A 16,708-nucleotide genomic window follows, 5' to 3' on the forward strand; every position below is an offset into this window, starting at 1 on the left:
GAATTCTTCAACGGGTGAGGAGCGGGTGAATTGAAAAAGACATTATCCTGTTTGCTAGTTCTTGTTTTCGCGGTGTCATTTCTATTGGCTTACAATGAAACCTATCGAAATGAACTTGATCGAATGGAAAAGGCAGGAGAGGGGATATCAAGGCAGTTTGAGATTCCCAACTATGCGAATTTTGCTGCACCAGATGAAATGTACCCGATCCTACTAGAAGCAGCTGTCGAAAGCAAGGTCAATATCTTCCGAACACAGATCGATTACGGTATAGATGACGAGGCTCAAATTCACAAATACGTGCTGCTGACAAACAACACCCAGTTATTTGATTCCTTTCATTTAAAAACGGGCAAGTTTTTGACCGCGGAAGACACGCAGAAGAGTAACTCCTTTCTATCTACGATAGATACCGGTAGTCAGGATCAGGTGGGTATCATCAAGAGTTTTGGTGGTAATTCCCTCTTTGAAATAAAGCCTCTTAAGGTTGTTTATGCACATCTTCCCGTAGCAGGCGAGTACTTTATCGAGGCATCTGAAGACCAATACAATGAGTTTATTGATCGTGTCATCAACAAAATATTTGCCAAAAAACTGGTTGGCCATGAGGCTGTGCTTACTCCCGAAGATTTCAAGGGTCAATCTTACAATTCTGGAGAAATGGAAATCGAGGAAGATTTCTTTACATACATCAAGTACGTAATAATGATCATCGTGATCATCATGCTCATCTACTACATTTTTAACGAATCCAAGCGAATTGGCGTTATGAAGATGCATGGCTTGTCTAACTTGTATCTCTGGTACCTGGTCGTAGGGAGATTCATCACCGTTATTTTTCTTCTTGCAGCAACAGCCTCTGTACTTGCGGCCTTGCTAATTAAGGACACAACTGTTCCATTTATCGGAAGTGTGGTTATTTCCCAATTGATTAGTTATGTCATTGTCACTTCCATTTCACTCTTTGCCTACATTTATATTTCTAGAATGAAAGTAGTCGATGTAATTAAAAACCGCAAAGAAACGAATGTCATTTTTGCGTTGAATACCCTGCTCAAGATCGGTTGTTCCATCTTTCTGGTCTTAGTTATCCTATCTATTTGGGGTCAGTATCATGAATTGCGCATCAAGCAGGAAAATCTGAAGAGTTGGGAGCGCAGCAAGGATTATGGTGTGTTCTATCCCGTTAAGGTTGGGAATGATTCAGAGGATTTAGAGAAAGGTTCACCCAAAACGACTGTAGCTGAAGTGACAGGCCTTTACCCTTTACTCAATCGAAAGGGAGCCTTGTACATCAACGCGATAGCATATGAGCAACAATCACTTATTCTTAACAGGGAGTCTGGCGGAATACGTTCTATTTCCGTAAACCTTAATTATCTGCAAGAATTTCCCGTATATGATATTCAAAATAATCCTGTGAGAATTTTTGAAGAGACGAGCGATTTCATTTTACTTGCACCTGAAAAATATCGTAATAAAGAAAAAGATATTTTAGATTACTTTAAGAAAATCAGAAAGAATCGTATAGAGGCGGATGAAAACCTGTTTAAAGTAGGGATTCCCAACAGCGTAAGGAATCAACAGCTTACCATCATCTGGATTGCGAACGACCAGAAAATTTTCAGCTTCAACCCCGATGTATTTCGCTTAGAAAACAACATGATTGTAGATCCGATCATCCAAGTGATCACCGAGAAAAACAGTCTTGTTGCAGATAAAGCAAACATGATGACCGGTGGCGGGGGGCGTGATCCGTTAAAAGTGAAGCTGATCAATAGAGACAGTCAGCAGACGATAAAGGCGCTGGAGCCTGAGATGAAAAGACTAGAACTCGATGACAATCTGACAACCCTGATATCCGTAGACCAGTACGCTATCGAGCAAATATACGATCTGCAAAAGCAGAGGAACCAGCTTTTGTTCCTTAGCATCGGTTTGATTGCGGGATTAGTAGTGCTGGTTGTCCAGAATTTGAGCGTATTCTTCAGCAAATATCAACGGAGATTTATCGTTCGCAGATTATTTGGTGCCGGTTTTATAAAAACGTACAAGGAGTATTTGTGGCTTTTACTAACGACATGGGTGATTCAAATCGGCATCTGCTTCTTTATTAACAACGGGCTGGCAACTAGTGTGTTGGAGAAGGCGGCAAGTGTATTTGCAGTGGCGACATCCATCTATCAGACAATCGGGTCATCTGACATCAACGTGTTTGCAGTAGGGGCTGGAGTGCTCGTAATTGAATTGATGGCATCTGTGATTGCACTCTTCGTTATCGAACGGAAAAACAAAGTGAAAGTCCTGAAAGGAGGGGTTTGAGCAGTATGAAAACAATATGTGAGCTGGTGGATGTCAGCAAGCGCTATGAAGGCCATTTGGTACTAGAACAGATTAATTTGAAGGTCTATGAGGGTGAAATGCTCGCCATTACCGGGAAAAGCGGTTCCGGAAAGACAACCGTTTTAAATATCATGGGATTGCTAGAAAAACCGAGTGCTGGCACTGTCAAACTGTTTGAAAAAAATAGTCCTCGGATTGGTTCAGCTCAAGCAAACAGGCTTCTTCGGACAAAGATCGGTTACTTGTTCCAAAATTACGCATTAATTGACGATGCAACAGTGGACTATAATCTTGAAATTCCGTTACTGTATTCAAGAAACTCGCGAAAGGACAAGCAAAAGCTAAAAATTCATGCGCTGGAAAAAGTGGGTTTGAATATACCGCTTAAGCAAAAAACATACGGCTTGTCAGGCGGAGAGCAGCAGCGGGTAGCGATTGCGAGAACTTTATTAAAACCATGCGACCTCATCCTTGCTGATGAACCTACGGGCTCATTGGATATGGACAATAGAAACGAAATTGTTAAGCTTCTAAAGGTACTCAATGATGATGGCAAAACGATTATCATCGTTACTCATGATCAATACGTTGCAGACGCGTGTGACAGAACCATAAAACTGTCGTAAATGTCATAAGCCTCATCCACGCACCTGAGCTCGGTCCTCTACCGGGCTCAGGTTTTTTCATCTAAATGGGACCCTTGCAAAAAGCTGAGTTAAGGCTTTGTGGACAGCATTCTTACATTTTTACCAACATTAAATAGTTATTAATCCTCTAATTATAATAGATAATTGAATCAATAAATAATTTCTATGATATAGTTATAGTTGTGAAAGGTAAGATGTTTTCGTAGCGTCTTGCAACGGGGCAAGGAGCTACTACTTCTTTTTTACAAAAACAGTAGATAAGGAAGGGTAATATGAGCTCCATACAGCAAAAAACAGACGTTATTTTGATTGGTGCAGGGGTCATGAGCGCAACTCTGGGAGCATTACTGAAAGAATTGGCACCGGAGTTGGAAATCAAAGTTTTTGAGAAACTCGCAAAAGCAGGCGAAGAAAGCTCTAACGAATGGAATAATGCGGGTACTGGCCACGCGGCACTCTGTGAGCTGAACTATACATCCGAGAAAGCTGACGGGTCTATAGATATTAGCAAAGCGATTAAAATCAATGAACATTTTCAGCTGTCCAGACAATTCTGGGCTTACCTTGTAAAAAACAATCTCATCCAAAATCCGCAAGACTTTATCATGCCAATACCTCATATGAGTATGGTACAAGGCGAAACGAATGTAAGCTTTTTGAAAAAACGTTTTGAAGCGCTGGCAAACAATCCTCTATTTCAAGGGATGGAGTACTCCGATGACCCTGAAAAACTGAAGGAATGGATTCCACTCATCATGGAAGGCCGCGCATCGAATGAACCAATAGCTGCAACCAAAATCGACTCTGGTACGGATGTCAATTTTGGTGCTTTGACACGTATGTTGTTTGATTACCTGAAGACGAAAGACGTCGAGATTAACTACAACCATGCTGTTGAGGATATCAAACGTACGAGCGACGGCATGTGGAAATTGAAAATCTACAATATGGCTACCGGTAACATCGACGACCATATTGCCAAATTCGTCTTCATCGGCGGTGGTGGCGGAAGCTTGCATCTGCTCCAAAAAACCGGTATTCCAGAGTCCAAACATATCGGCGGTTTCCCGGTAAGCGGATTGTTCATGGTTTGTAAAAATCAGGAAGTGGTAGAGCAGCACCATGCAAAAGTGTACGGTAAAGCAAAGGTTGGCGCTCCTCCAATGTCGGTACCGCATCTGGATACCAGATACATCGACAACAAAAAATCCTTGCTGTTTGGACCTTTTGCGGGATTCTCGCCAAAGTTCTTAAAAACAGGTTCCAATATGGATTTGATCACTTCTGTAAAACCGAACAACGTCATCACGATGTTGGCGGCAGGCGTAAAAGAAATGGCATTGACCAAATACCTGATCGAGCAAGTGATGTTATCGCATGAAAAGCGCATGGAAGAACTACGGGAGTTCATTCCGAACGCGAAAAGCGAGGATTGGGGTATCGTGGTAGCTGGTCAACGTGTGCAAGTTATCAAGGATACACCAGCTGGAAAAGGTACCCTTCAATTTGGTACAGAAGTGGTTAGTGCCGCTGATGGCTCCGTAGCTGCATTGCTCGGCGCATCTCCAGGTGCTTCTACAGCTGTTCAGGTTATGCTTGAGGTATTAGAAAAATGTTTCCCACAACGTATGGCAGAGTGGGAACCGAAAATCAAAGAAATGATTCCTTCTTATGGCGTGTCACTCTTGCAAAACCAAGAGCTTCTTCAAGAGATTCAACGTTCGACAGACGAGGCGCTTGGTCTTAGCGAAAAAGAACTGGTTTTTAGTTAATTAGTTAATAGCAATCTTTTGGAACCTTTGATCCGTTTTTGGATCGAAGGTTCTTTTTGAATTCGTAGAGTAGGAGTGGGGGAGATGAAGGAAGAAGGCCCCGCCATACATCATGGCGGAGCCTTCCTTTAACTATTAAGCGTCATACCAAACTACTCTACTACTGCCTCCAACGTCACTTCCACCTTTACAGTCCGCGTAACCGACTCATCTTCCTTAGAAGTAATCGTCACGTACAACGTAACGGTCTCTTCACCTTCGGCAGGCAGCTCCTTCAAAATCCCCTCTTCGTCGATAAACGCCTCATCAGAGCTCTTTGTCACCTGATAAGTCACATCATCGCTCTCTTCCGGCAGGGCAAGCACTGGTTGATCCAGCTCTGTGGTATTCGCAATCTCAAACTCGAATTGCTCCTCGGCTTCCTCAACTACCTTGGACAAGACTGCGTTTTTACCAGATACCTTAATCATGAAGGATTTCCAAGCCTCGTATTCTTTTACAATCTGCTCACCCTTCGGCTTGCTTTGGTCAACGCTTCGACCGACGAGCTTCAGCTTGTATTTGCCTGGATCGAGTTTCTTCGCTACTTGAGTACCATCGTAGTAGGTACCATCGAGATTAGAGAAGGTGATAGGACCTGGCGCAATCAGCACGTAGTTATTGAACACGGATGCGAGGGTACCGATGTATTTATCATCCATGCTCCATGCTTCAACAGAGATCTGGTTCACGTCTTTGGCTTGCAGCTCGGCTTCGAGTGTGAACGAATCCTCATTGCCATCGCCATCAGGTGTGATCGTCGTATCGGACAGCTTCAGATTGTCGAAACCGAAGTTGGTCTCCTCACGCTTGTCTCCCACGTGTACAGCAAACGGCAGGCGCAGGTCAGGGTTGCCTTTCGCTGTCAGCAGGACTTCCCCTTCATAAACGCCGTCTTTTGCATCGGAGTCAACGGACAGGTTGAGCTCAAATGTGGTCGCATCTCCTTTTTTAGCGGAGATGGAATCATCGGAGATTTCCACATCGATGTCATCGACATCTGGCGTTTTGGAGCCTGGCTTGTACGGATCTGTCGTGACGGACGGATGCATGATCACTTTTGCTTCGTAAGAAACTTCTTTCTTGGACAGGTTTTTCAGCTGGAGCGTTTTCGTGACCGTATTGCTACCAGCCTTCAGCAAGCCAAAGGAAACGTTATCCGCATAATACGGAATGGTCTTCGGTTCAAAATCTTCGCCCAAAATGGTGAGCTGCTCTACTGTTGTCAGAACAGCAGGTGTTTTCGACGCGGCATGGCCGTTTACGCGGCCAGCACCTTGGGAGTAGACATCGTACAGTAAGCCGTCTGGGCTATACAGCGGTTTTGAAGTGTTCGCGAGCGCTGCCTTGATATCGGAAGGTGTCCAGTCCGGATGTGCCTGTTTCAACAGTAGGGCAAGACCGGAAACGTGTGGAGCCGCCATGCTTGTACCGTTTAGACGGGCGTATGCCTTGTCGTACTTGGCGTTAGGGATGAGCTTGCTCCAAGATGGATAGCTGGACAGTACGGCTACACCTGGCGCAGCCAGATTCGGCTTGATGCTGTAATCGTCGCCCATGATTGGACCACGTGAGCTAAATCCGGCGATGCGGTCGCCCGGATCATTTGTGCTTGGGTAGTTTCCTGAGAACGTAAACGTCAGTGTTTTCGCTTTTGCAGGGTCAGCCAACAGCTCTTTTGCCAGTGTCCGGCCTTCCAGACCCTTCATGTCAAAGGTAGGGATTGCTTCGATCTGGTCACCCAGGATCGTGTTGACATAGCCCTCGCGATCACGGATATCCAGGTCAGCTTGGCCATCCCCGTCGACGTCGTTACCGTTAAAGACCACGATCGCGACAGCACCAGCTTTTCGGGCGTTATCGATTTTTTCCGTGAAGCCGAGAGAACCACGGGAAACGAGAGCGACTTTGCCTTTTACATTTGCCTTTTCAAAATCGCTGCGAGAGCCAAGGTTGGCATAGACGACTGGCAGCGCTTTGGTTCCGATAATGGAGGAGAAGTTATCCTTTCTGACCTGCCATGCCATCACAGGGAACTCGTAATTGGCTCCGAAGGATGAGGTTGCTGAGCCGTCATATTGCACGGTAGGGGAGTCTACCGCCGCAACTGTGATCGGCAGTCTCGCTCCAGAAGGTGATCCCGCCGTGTAGAAATGTCTGCCGCGTTCATCGTCGGCTGAATTCCCACCCGATACGACAGTGATTACACCAGACAGCACTGCGTTATTTACAGCGATGGCATCTGGGGAGTCAGAGTCCTTCTCCATAGCGGAGCCAAGCGACAGGTTAATGACGTCCATGCCGTCTTTTACCGCTTTTTCGATACCGTCGATGACCTGAGCAGAGCTACCGCCGCCTCGGCCCAATACGCGGTAGACGTAGAGGTCTGCACCGTAGGCAACCCCTTTTACCTGTACATCTGAGGTCCTGTTTTTGGCGCGCCCTACGATGGTGCCGGAGACGTGAGTTCCATGGCTGGAGCCTTCATATCCTTTTCCATCGCGGTCCTCTTCCACAGGGATTGGCGCTTGTTCGTAAGGGTCTTTGTCATTGTCGAAGGAGTCATATCCGCCTTTATAAGCATCCTTGAGATCAGGGTGCTTGTAATCGACACCCGTATCGATGACGCCGACCTTCAATCCTTTCCCTGTCAGACCTTCCTTCCACATATCGAGAACGCCGATTTGTTGGAGCGGGGCCTGATCCCATTTGGTGGACGATGCTTTCTCGCTGACGGCATCAATTTCGGGAAGCTCATAATACGTATTTTGATAAATGCGTTTCACCTGTGGCAATCCAGCCAGCTCTTCTAATTCGTCGGCTGATACTGTTACTTCCATACCGTTGAATACATGCTCAAACTTGCGCTTTACCTTCAGTTTGACCTTGTTGTCTTTTGCCTCATCGAGGAAAGATTCTTGCTCCTCCTCTACTTTTGCTCGCAATGATCTAACGGAAGATTCTGAACCTTCCTCGTGTTTAGCTGTGATTGAAGGCTCGCTGTTCAGCTCAATAATGACACTGACGTTTTTGCTGGAACTGGTGTTCAGCAGGGGGGATATTTTCGAGATTTCGGAACCAAGCTCTACTTCCGCGTTGGTGTATTCGTTTACTTTCTCCCAATCCTGTTCGCTAAACTCCGCCGCTGCCAGTGCATTGTAAGGAAGGCCACTCAGCATGAGTGATGCTGCAAGCGTAAGAGAAGCGAGAGTACGCATCTTCTTCATCGGTCCACTCTCCTTAAAAAATTATGTATAAGACGATTTGCATAAGTATTTCTCTTCCCGTAAGACTACTCCTTTTATTGGGAAAAAACTTTTTATCGAGCAAATTCGTCAAAAATAGACAAAATTGACTGTGTTTTCAATCGAATCAAGAGGGATAATGTAATAATTTGTTGTTTTTTGCCAAATCATTTTTTATATTTTTCATAAGACATAGGCTAGGAGAGGGTAATCGATGATCAAGTTGAAAGATATCGGGAGGTTCGAAGAGCTGCCAGAAATCGCGATGCATATTTATCAAGAAAATGTTCCGGCTTTGCAAAATGCTATTGCGGCAGGCTGGGATATAGAAAAGGGCATCGTGCTTAGTAAATATACGACGATAAGCCCGTTGGATCTGGCACTTATATCGGAGAAGCTAGAAGTTGTTAAGCTGTTGGTAGAGCACGGCGTCAATTTAAATGTGAAAAATAATCCAGCTTTTTTGAAGGCAGTACGCTATTGCAAAGAAGAGATCGTGCGTTATGTTGCAGCGCAAGGCGCCAAGCTGGATATGTTCAATCAGGTGCGCTCAGGCGCTTATTCGCAGGCTTACTTTGGCAACAAAAAGAACATCCCGCTCATTCAAGAGCTGGGACTGGATATAAGACTGCATGGCGGCGATGTATTGCGTGAAGCCGTGTCAGATCATGACCTTACGACCACGGCCTACTTGCTCGATCATGGGGTGGACATCAATTACAACAAACCGGATATGGTGTATCCGTATCAAGCGACCCCATTAACAGTTGCCACGCGCTTGGGGAATGTCGCCATGGTCAAGTATTTGGTTGAACGCGGTGCAGACGTTATGGTAGCGGAAAAGGGTGGAGAGCGACCTTATACCATCGCGGTCAGCAATAAAGATGCGGTGTTAGCTGCGTATTTGAAATCGCTGGAACCTGCCGAGCTGCATGATGTGGAGAACAGGAAGTACGAGCTGCAAAAATATAAACTGACCGAAGAACTGATTGGCTTCCTTACCGGAGAAGAGCTGCGTCTTGAGCTGACGGAAAATGAGTATGACATCCGGTACATCGACTTTTTCGCATTGACTGATGCCATTGAGATGAAAATCGGTCGGCAAAAGCTGCTGCGTTTGTCTGCCGAAATCGACAACTACTCCCATCTGCATATTGTTTGGAATCCGAAGAAAAAAGGTAGCATAGGCTGCTATGATGAGGAGCATAAGGAGTATGCGGATTTGTGCAGTTTTGCGGAGTTCCACGCGCAGCCGGAAGTATATCTGATCAAGTTTATGGAAGGCGAATTAGACTCGATGTAAAGGGAAAGATCACACGGGCCCTCGATAATTCGAGGGCTTGACAGTAAAAATTATCCAATGGTAAGATCGTGAGCAAGAAACGAAAGGAGGAGGATTGAAACATGTTCGCATACGTAACTAAGCATGAAACAAAACCATGCAGCGATAAAATCCAACTCCATAGGTATGCCTTTTACGCAATCGCGTTGTTTAAGGGTGAGCCAATTCCGTTTCCCATAGATTGCGGATAACGCCCTTGTGATAACACAACAGCTCTAAGCGTAAAGGCTGCGATTCCGTGCCGCATTTTTTCATCCAGGAATGAAGAAATGAGCATGAAAGCAGCTTTTTCTATTGGAAAACAAAGAACGTACGTTCCTATAAAACAAACAAATAAAGGTGGTCTTCTATTGAGCAACACGCCGATTAAATATTTCATCAATCCAGAAGTAAAAGTGGAAAACAATGCGGTAGAGGAGCTTCATCGACTTTTAGAGGTGAATGAAACGATTGCGACGCTGCAAAAGCATTCACCCGATTATTTTGACGATCCCAATAGTGGGGTTTTGGAAGTAGCCATTACACCCGATTTTCACAAAGGGAGCGGCATTCCTGTAGGCACGACGCTGTTTACACGCGGGTTTGTGCTGCCGCAAGCGATTGGCAACGATATTAACTGCGGGATGCGTCTGTATGTCACGGATTTGTGCGAGGAGCAGATTCGCACAAATCTGGATGCCATTGAACGGAATGTGCGCCATGTTTTTTTCGAAGGGGGTCGCAATATTCCCATGACGAGGCAGATGCGCGAGAAAATGTTCAAGGAAGGTCTGATCGGCATACTGGACAGCCACAAGGAAGCGAATGGCGAGGGAATTTGGCGTTACTACAACGAGAAGCAGCAGGAGCTCGATTTGAGCCATGTTAATAAAATGGGGTCGTTTATCGCAGAATCGACGATTGGTCTCGATGACTTTCTCGGTCCTGCCGAGCTTTCCCGGGATGCACAAATCGGCTCACTTGGCGGCGGGAATCATTTTTTTGAGATTCAGGTGGTCAAAAAAGTACATCAGGGGGCTATCGCCAGTCAGTGGGGGCTGAAGGAAGGGCAAGTCGTCCTCATGATTCATACGGGCTCCGTTTCTATTGGATATAACAGCGGGGCATGGATCAAAGAGATGCTGAAAAAAATGTACCCGACTTCCTTGAAGCATCCAGATAACGGCATGTATCCACTGCCTCTTTCGGAGCGTTTCCTGCCGCAGTGGAAAATGTTTTGGAGTCTCTTGCACAATGCGGCGAACTTTGCATTTGCCAATCGATTGATGCTGGGCCTGATGATGTACAAATCGATTTCCGATGTGTTGGGCGATTTTGAACACAGGCTGTTGTACGATGCGCCTCATAATTATTTGTGGGAAGAGCAGCTGGAGCAGGTGGGCGGATTTTTGCATCGAAAAGGGTCGTGTACGGCGAAATCGGCCGAACAAATGATGGGCACGCCGTTTCAGTATACGGGCGAACCTGTGTTTATTCCCGGTTCCATGGGCTCGCACAGCTTTATTTTGGCGGGACTCGGCAATCGGGATAGCTTGTATAGCGCAAGTCATGGCGCAGGTCGTGCACTTTCTCGCGGCGATGCTGTGAAAGTGGATGATGACAGGTTTCGCGAGTTTCTTGCCAACTTCCGTGTGATCAATCCAATTGACCCGAAGCGGGCGGACTTACGCGGACGGAGCGATATTTTGAAGAAATGGGAAGAAGAGCTGAAAAAAGAGGCGCCGTTTGCCTATAAAGATATTACTCCGGTGATTCAGTCGCATGTTGATCATGGGATGGCTGAGATTGTGGCTGAGGTGGCGCCGATTGCTACAGTGAAAGGATAAGGAAATAGAAGCAGGGGCTTTCCCTCCGTCATTTTCATGACTTTTTCGGGGAAGCCCCTTTTCCTATAGCTCTTTACTCACTTCTTAGGCAGTACTTCGAAAGCAAGAAACTGAGTGGTTTGTGTGTTGGCGAAGTTGTCATCTGAAACCAGAACGAGACTGTCATGTCCGTTCGGAAGCTTGGGTCCCCAGGTGATACCTTCGATGTTATCGATATGGCGTAGACCTGCTTCGGATAAATTCAGGACCAGACGCTTTTTTACCGGAGTGATATTCTTTCCGAGCAATAAATCTAGATTGGCAATGTCAGTAGCACCAGTGGTATCAATCTCATACACACGAACATGGAAGGTGAAGGTTCCATCTGCTCCTTCAACACCTGCACGTTCTGTCAGCAAGAGTTGATGATCATTGATAGCGAGAATACTGGTTACGCCATTGTCCGCATACTTACCGGGACCCGGCTTTGCGGGGATGGCATCAACCGGATAGGCATATTGAGCTCTCCTATTTCCATTGCGATCATATTGCGTTATACGCGAGAGCGATCCAGCGTTTACCGTAGGGAGTCCCCCATCTTGATAGACAGCGTTTTCCATGGCAACCCAAAGCGAGGAGCCGTCCGGAGAAAAGCTCAGTCCTTCAAAGGTTTGGTTTTGGCGAGGTCCGATTTCGATTTTAGGTGACATTGTGAATAGGTTGGAAGCTGGGAAAGAGGACAGGTACTTCCCATCTCTAGCCGCATGCTTAACAGATGGATTCATGCCATGTGGTCGGCTGCCTTCCGTGGTATACCAGATGCTTCCGTCTCTCGGGTCTACGGCAATGTCCTCTAAATCCGGGATTTCTCCCCCTTGCGTAGCGAATTGCTTTTGATTTGGATAAGGGCTTCCATCCGGTTGCTTTAATATTGTTACCCCTGATAGCTGAACCGATTGAAATTGCTTATGGTCGTAGGCTAGCTTTGCCTGGTAGAATCTCGCTGGTCCTTTCTCAGACTTATCATCACTGATGATGAGCCATTGTCCTTGCTTGGGATCATAATGAATACCTGAAAGGCCACCAACAGTCGTTCCTTCAAACTGCTGGCCAAATGGAATGGTTTGTTCTCCTATAAAAGAAAGGCTGCCGACAGAACGTGCTTTATCATTATGGACACTAGCTGAATTCATGCCGGAAGCATGAGTTTGAGCGTAACCGAAAAGGGTCGAAAGTACGAGTGACGCTGTTAGTGTATACATCAATTTTTTCATACGAAGTCTCCTTTTAAAGCTGCTGCTTGTTTCATGTACGATCCTATCATGCTTATATTGAGAAATGACTCTTTCCATGTTAAGGAAGTGTAAGGGAATGTACAGTGGAATTGATCGCATTCATTAATTCATGCTGCGAAACTGATAAATATCCAAATGGTACTGCTTATGGATGGACAATATCTGTTGCTCTATATCATGCAAAAAGGCTCCCCTAAACCCCGAAATATACTGCTCACCTATTAGTCGTAAGAAACGGGAAAAAGGTCGCGGGTTTTTTGGGAAAATAAAAAAAGAGACCGTTCAAACTTAAACGGTCTCTCCTTGTACTTCACTCACGAAGGCATGTGTATTCTCTTCGGTGTCTTTGAAGAAGGTCATCCACGTTTCTGTTTGCCCCATTTTGGCTACGAGATGTGGCTCGTCGATAAACGTGACGTCCCTTTTTTTAAAATCTTCAAAAGCGGTTTGAATGTCCTCCACTTGAAAGTAAAGGACGGAGCTGGCGTGTGCAAATTGCTCTTTTTCCGGTAGGCTCAGCATGAGGCGAAGTCCGTTACATTCAAAGAACGCCATATTGCCTGTCTGAAACAAAAGAGGGAGCCCGAGCTGCTCTTTGTAAAAATGGACGGCTTTTTCCAGGTTTTTGACAGGGATGCCGATTTGCCCTACTTTTTGAATCAGGTTCGTTTGCATGATAAAGTCCCCCTTTTGTTCGCGTTTCCTTATCAGCATAAACGAATCCGATGATTATTTCTTATCCAAAATCACTTTTTTTCTGAATGACAGAGGAGAAATGCCGACATGCTGTTTAAACATTTTGCTAAAGGAAACGGGGCTACTGAATCCAAGCTCAAAGGCAATGTCTGTCATACTAAAGTCCAGCTTAGCTAACAGCTGCTTGGCACGTTGTATCCGGTATTCCGAAATATGCTGGTGGGGCGTTTTTCCATACACTTGGGCGTACGCTCGCAATAAATGGTTGGGAGATAGACAAGCAATCTGTGCGATCTCATCGAGCCTAATTGGTTGATCATAAAAAGCCCGTATATAATCGTGGGCGGTACTGATTCTTCGATATAGCTCTTCGCGCGTCGATTGCCGAAGCGCGTGTAAAGCGTCTATTTCTTTTCTTACATCGATGTGTCTGAGCAATATGGTCCGCATAATCTGGTGAAATTGTTCTTCATAACCGATGGAGTCCCGCTCAAGGAAAGTGAGACCATCTTTCAAAGTCGTTAACTGGGAAGCGAGTAAATGGCTCGTATGGTAGGTTTTTTCAAAGAAACCGACCGAAGCCGCTTCCTTATAAGGATCACTGAGAAGGCGGTCCGTTGCATCCAAGAGTGTACGTAAAATCTCCTCGCCAAAACCATGCTTGAAGAAAATGCAAAACGATTCCACTTCCTCATCTTCCTCGATAGAAATGGTATACTCCCCTTCGTTTAGCAAGAGATACCTGCCCTCTTCCACAGCAAAAAAGCCTTTATTCGTCTTGTAATGTGCCCTTCCATTACGAAATGTTTTAATGGAAAGCTGCCCGTCCCCTTCCCAGTAAAATTGCTTGCTTTTTGCGTGGAGAACATAGTTCGTGGAAGGTTTGTCGGTCATTTCAAGATATCCTGCAACGTCTTAGCGATATGGGCAAAGCGAAACGCGTACCCTTCACGCTCAAGCCTTTCTGGAATGACCCAGCGACTTTTCAGCACCAGCTCTGTTTCTGTTCCGATCATGATCGCTCCCATTTCCAGCATCCATTTGGGAGAAGGTAGTCCGAAGCTTCGATTCATGACGTTTCGAAAATGCTGCATGAACTCACGATTTGTGACGGGATGTGGAGAAGAACAATTGAATACGCCGCTTAAGTCAGTTCGCTCTTTCAAAAAGAGAATGATCTGGAAGATATCTTCGACATGAATCCAGCTAAAACGCTGATTGCCAGACCCTTGTACACCCCCGAGTCCAAAGCGAACGAGATTTTTATATGGATCGATCACACCACCGTTTTCTCCCAACACGATCGCCATGCGTAAGGCTACTTGTCTCGTATGCGGCAAATCAAAGGAAAAGAAGGCAGATTCCCATTCCTTGGCGACATCAACGGAAAAGCCAGTTCCGATCTCCCCACTTGTTTCTGTCATGGGGCGATCCTCCGCATGCCTATAGATGGTGGCTGTGCTGGAATTGAGCCAGAGCAAAGGCGGGTTTTTGCAAGCCAAAACAGCATTGCCGAGTATGTGAGTGGTCTCTGTCCGAGATTTCAAGATTTCTTCTTTGTTCTTATCATGGTAACGACAGTTGACGGATTTGCCCGCCAGATTGATGAGCAGCTCGGAATCTTCCAAAGCTTCCACGATCTTTGCATGATTATCCCACTCTATATGAGAGGAAGTTCTTGCGATGATCATTACTTCGTAGCCAAGTTGATTGAATTTGTCTGCCAGATACTTGCCGATAAAGCCAGTACCGCCGGCTAGGATGACTTTCTTTTTCATAAGATCAACTCGCTTCCTTCGGTATGCGTATTTCTTACAATAATTGTAACATAATGCGAAGTGGCGGCAGAACGTGTAATGCGCATATAACAATTAAGGAGCATCAGCGTTTTTCCAGACAGTTGAAATACTAAAGGAATTAGCCTACCGATTAACAGGAGCCCCCCTTTTTTGAACTAAGTGGTTTGCTGCAACGAATAGAAAGCGAATATGAGCAAAAAATCAGGCGTTTTTTTAGGAAGTTTGTCGCGCTTGGAAAGCAAGAAGGTAATATTCAGCGTGATCTGACAGAAGAAATGATGATGATGTACTTCTCGATGTACAAAAATGAGCTGGGACGGCATTGGGAAGCATCGAATCGTGAGCGAGTAACGTTGAGTATGGAGCAATGGGTGCACGAAAGTAAAAAAGCTCTGCACCCAAAATGGGGAGAGCTTTTCTTTCATAGGCTTTTACTTAGTTGCCTGGCCTTCTTTAAACGCTCTTTGGAAGCTTTCGATGAGCAGACCGTAGTTTGGCATTACTTCCGCATAAATTTCTGCGAACGCTTGGGCATCTGGGCGGTTCCACGTTTTTTGCAATTCAGACATGACAGCGAGTGTATCAATAGGAACGGCTCCTGCTTGCACGACGCGAGCCAGTGTAATATCTGTCGCCATTTTGCTCCAGTTACCCGATGCGTCAATCACTGTAAAGACTTTGTAGCCTTCTGCCAGTGCAGACAAGGTAGGGAACGCCATGCAAACGCTGGTGAGTGTGCCTGCAATTATCAGGGTCTTCTTGCCAGTGGCTTCAACCGCTTTTACAAAATTAGGGTTATCCCAAGTATTGATCTCACCGTTACGCGGTACATACACGTTATTTGGCAGGATTTCGGCGATTTCTGGAATCAATGGTCCATTCGGGCCAGTTGGCACAGAGTCCGTTGTGAGTGTCGGGATATTCAGCAGCTTTGCCACTTTTGCAAGAGCAATTACGTTTCGGCGGAGTGTTGGTACATCCATATCCCCTACTGTTTGGAACAAACCGCTTTGGTGGTCGATCAACAAAAGAGCCGCATCGTTTACATTAATTACATTGTGATTTTTCGTTGTCATGGATAATTCCTCCTAAATGTCTTTGTGTTGAATTTCTTTAATTTGAGATAAATTCAATTCGATTAAAAATCGTACTCCGCATCTTTTTGCTCCCGAATCCGTGTATAGGCATCGACGAGTAGTACCGTATCCTCGACGAGACGCTCCAGACGGAAGTGAATATCATCATTGATGATTTCTTTGCGATTGAAGTCCTTCTCTTCGATAAAGACATAAGTGGGTACGATATGTGCCTTCATATAAGAGAGGATCGGCTTCAACTGTTGTTCTGCCATGAGATAGTGCTTGGATGTGCCTGCCGTGACCAATACGCTGACCACTTTATCCCGGAATGCGTTGACGGGCAACAGGTCAAAAATGTTCTTCAATGTGGCTGGGATGGATGCTTGGAATGTGGGTGTTCCAATGATAAGCGCGTCGGCTCCCATGATAGTTTCGGTTACGAACTTGGTGTCGCCTTCGTAATCCGTGTAATTCCGGCCGTCACTGAAGACGAGATTGTACTCGGCCAGGTCAAGCAGCGTAATTTCTGCATCCGGGTATTTTTCCCGTGCTTTTTTGAGTGTCAAATCCATCGCTGTTCTTGTTTTCGAGCCTACGTTAGAGCCTGCAATTCCGACGATTTTCATAGGTGCCACTCCTTTTATTG

The 16,708-nt window shown here is 45.6% G+C and carries 12 protein-coding genes; 5 read left to right on the forward strand and 7 right to left on the reverse strand.

All coding sequences use genetic code 11. The features are described from left to right. The first annotated feature begins 30 nt into the window (after positions 1-30). The 3 genes from ACQ5DJ_RS22535 to ACQ5DJ_RS22545 all read left to right on the forward strand — a co-directional run bounded on the left by ACQ5DJ_RS22535 (position 31) and on the right by ACQ5DJ_RS22545 (position 4,762). On the forward strand, positions 31-2,322 hold the full coding sequence (locus tag ACQ5DJ_RS22535; RefSeq protein ID WP_429844400.1) for a DUF1430 domain-containing protein: 2,292 nt from the start codon (positions 31-33) through the stop codon (positions 2,320-2,322). Positions 2,323-2,327: 5 nt separating this feature from the next. Continuing rightward, positions 2,328-2,969 carry an ABC transporter ATP-binding protein gene (locus ACQ5DJ_RS22540; protein ID WP_429844401.1) on the forward strand — a complete coding sequence of 214 codons (642 nt, stop codon included), beginning with the start codon at positions 2,328-2,330 and terminating at the stop codon, positions 2,967-2,969. Between the two features lie 293 nt (positions 2,970-3,262). Beyond that, positions 3,263-4,762, forward strand: a complete 1,500-nt coding sequence (locus ACQ5DJ_RS22545; RefSeq protein WP_429844402.1) for a malate:quinone oxidoreductase — start codon at positions 3,263-3,265, stop codon at positions 4,760-4,762. A gap of 152 nt (positions 4,763-4,914) precedes the next feature. Here the strand turns inward: ACQ5DJ_RS22545 and ACQ5DJ_RS22550 are convergent, their stop codons facing one another. Next, positions 4,915-8,028 carry a S8 family serine peptidase gene (locus ACQ5DJ_RS22550; RefSeq protein WP_429844403.1) on the reverse strand — a complete coding sequence of 1,038 codons (3,114 nt, stop codon included), beginning with the start codon at positions 8,026-8,028 and terminating at the stop codon, positions 4,915-4,917. A 232-nt stretch (positions 8,029-8,260) separates the two neighbouring features. Between ACQ5DJ_RS22550 and ACQ5DJ_RS22555 the strand changes: the two genes are divergently transcribed. Further along, positions 8,261-9,349, forward strand: a complete 1,089-nt coding sequence (locus tag ACQ5DJ_RS22555; RefSeq protein ID WP_429844404.1) for an ankyrin repeat domain-containing protein — start codon at positions 8,261-8,263, stop codon at positions 9,347-9,349. A gap of 389 nt (positions 9,350-9,738) precedes the next feature. Next, complete coding sequence (locus tag ACQ5DJ_RS22560; protein WP_429844405.1) at positions 9,739-11,214, forward strand: RtcB family protein; 1,476 nt, start codon at positions 9,739-9,741, stop codon at positions 11,212-11,214. A 77-nt stretch (positions 11,215-11,291) separates the two neighbouring features. Here ACQ5DJ_RS22560 and ACQ5DJ_RS22565 read toward each other — a convergent pair whose 3' ends face one another. The 6 genes from ACQ5DJ_RS22565 to ACQ5DJ_RS22590 form a co-directional block, all read right to left on the reverse strand. Then, positions 11,292-12,467: an esterase-like activity of phytase family protein gene (locus tag ACQ5DJ_RS22565; protein WP_429844406.1), complete on the reverse strand. Its 1,176-nt coding sequence runs from the start codon at positions 12,465-12,467 to the stop codon at positions 11,292-11,294. Between the two features lie 309 nt (positions 12,468-12,776). Further along, positions 12,777-13,163 (reverse strand): VOC family protein, encoded by a 387-nt coding sequence (locus ACQ5DJ_RS22570; RefSeq protein ID WP_429844407.1) that lies wholly within the window; start codon positions 13,161-13,163, stop codon positions 12,777-12,779. Positions 13,164-13,217: 54 nt separating this feature from the next. Beyond that, positions 13,218-14,078, reverse strand: coding sequence for a helix-turn-helix domain-containing protein (locus ACQ5DJ_RS22575; RefSeq protein ID WP_429844408.1), 861 nt, complete (start codon positions 14,076-14,078; stop codon positions 13,218-13,220). Next, positions 14,075-14,962: a TIGR01777 family oxidoreductase gene (locus ACQ5DJ_RS22580; protein ID WP_429844409.1), complete on the reverse strand. Its 888-nt coding sequence runs from the start codon at positions 14,960-14,962 to the stop codon at positions 14,075-14,077. The genes ACQ5DJ_RS22575 and ACQ5DJ_RS22580 overlap by 4 nt, the downstream gene beginning before the upstream one ends. Positions 14,963-15,414: 452 nt before the next feature. Continuing rightward, complete coding sequence (locus tag ACQ5DJ_RS22585) at positions 15,415-16,059, reverse strand: hydrolase (RefSeq protein WP_429844410.1); 645 nt, start codon at positions 16,057-16,059, stop codon at positions 15,415-15,417. Between the two features lie 62 nt (positions 16,060-16,121). Continuing rightward, positions 16,122-16,688: an NADPH-dependent FMN reductase gene (locus ACQ5DJ_RS22590; protein ID WP_429844411.1), complete on the reverse strand. Its 567-nt coding sequence runs from the start codon at positions 16,686-16,688 to the stop codon at positions 16,122-16,124. Positions 16,689-16,708: the final 20 nt, after the last annotated feature.

The sequence above is a fragment of the Brevibacillus sp. FIR094 genome (genome assembly GCF_050477165.1).
GTDB lineage: Bacteria > Bacillota > Bacilli > Brevibacillales > Brevibacillaceae > Brevibacillus.

Coding starts and splice junctions, on each gene's coding strand:
- ACQ5DJ_RS22540 (WP_429844401.1), top strand. CDS start 2,328: ATGAAAACAATATGTGAGCTGGTGGATGTCAGCAAGCGCTATGAAGGC.
- ACQ5DJ_RS22545 (WP_429844402.1), top strand. CDS start 3,263: ATGAGCTCCATACAGCAAAAAACAGACGTTATTTTGATTGGTGCAGGG.
- ACQ5DJ_RS22550 (WP_429844403.1), bottom strand. CDS start 8,028: ATGAAGAAGATGCGTACTCTCGCTTCTCTTACGCTTGCAGCATCACTC.
- ACQ5DJ_RS22555 (WP_429844404.1), top strand. CDS start 8,261: ATGATCAAGTTGAAAGATATCGGGAGGTTCGAAGAGCTGCCAGAAATC.
- ACQ5DJ_RS22565 (WP_429844406.1), bottom strand. CDS start 12,467: ATGAAAAAATTGATGTATACACTAACAGCGTCACTCGTACTTTCGACC.
- ACQ5DJ_RS22570 (WP_429844407.1), bottom strand. CDS start 13,163: ATGCAAACGAACCTGATTCAAAAAGTAGGGCAAATCGGCATCCCTGTC.
- ACQ5DJ_RS22575 (WP_429844408.1), bottom strand. CDS start 14,078: ATGACCGACAAACCTTCCACGAACTATGTTCTCCACGCAAAAAGCAAG.
- ACQ5DJ_RS22580 (WP_429844409.1), bottom strand. CDS start 14,962: ATGAAAAAGAAAGTCATCCTAGCCGGCGGTACTGGCTTTATCGGCAAG.
- ACQ5DJ_RS22585 (WP_429844410.1), bottom strand. CDS start 16,059: ATGACAACGAAAAATCACAATGTAATTAATGTAAACGATGCGGCTCTT.
- ACQ5DJ_RS22590 (WP_429844411.1), bottom strand. CDS start 16,688: ATGAAAATCGTCGGAATTGCAGGCTCTAACGTAGGCTCGAAAACAAGA.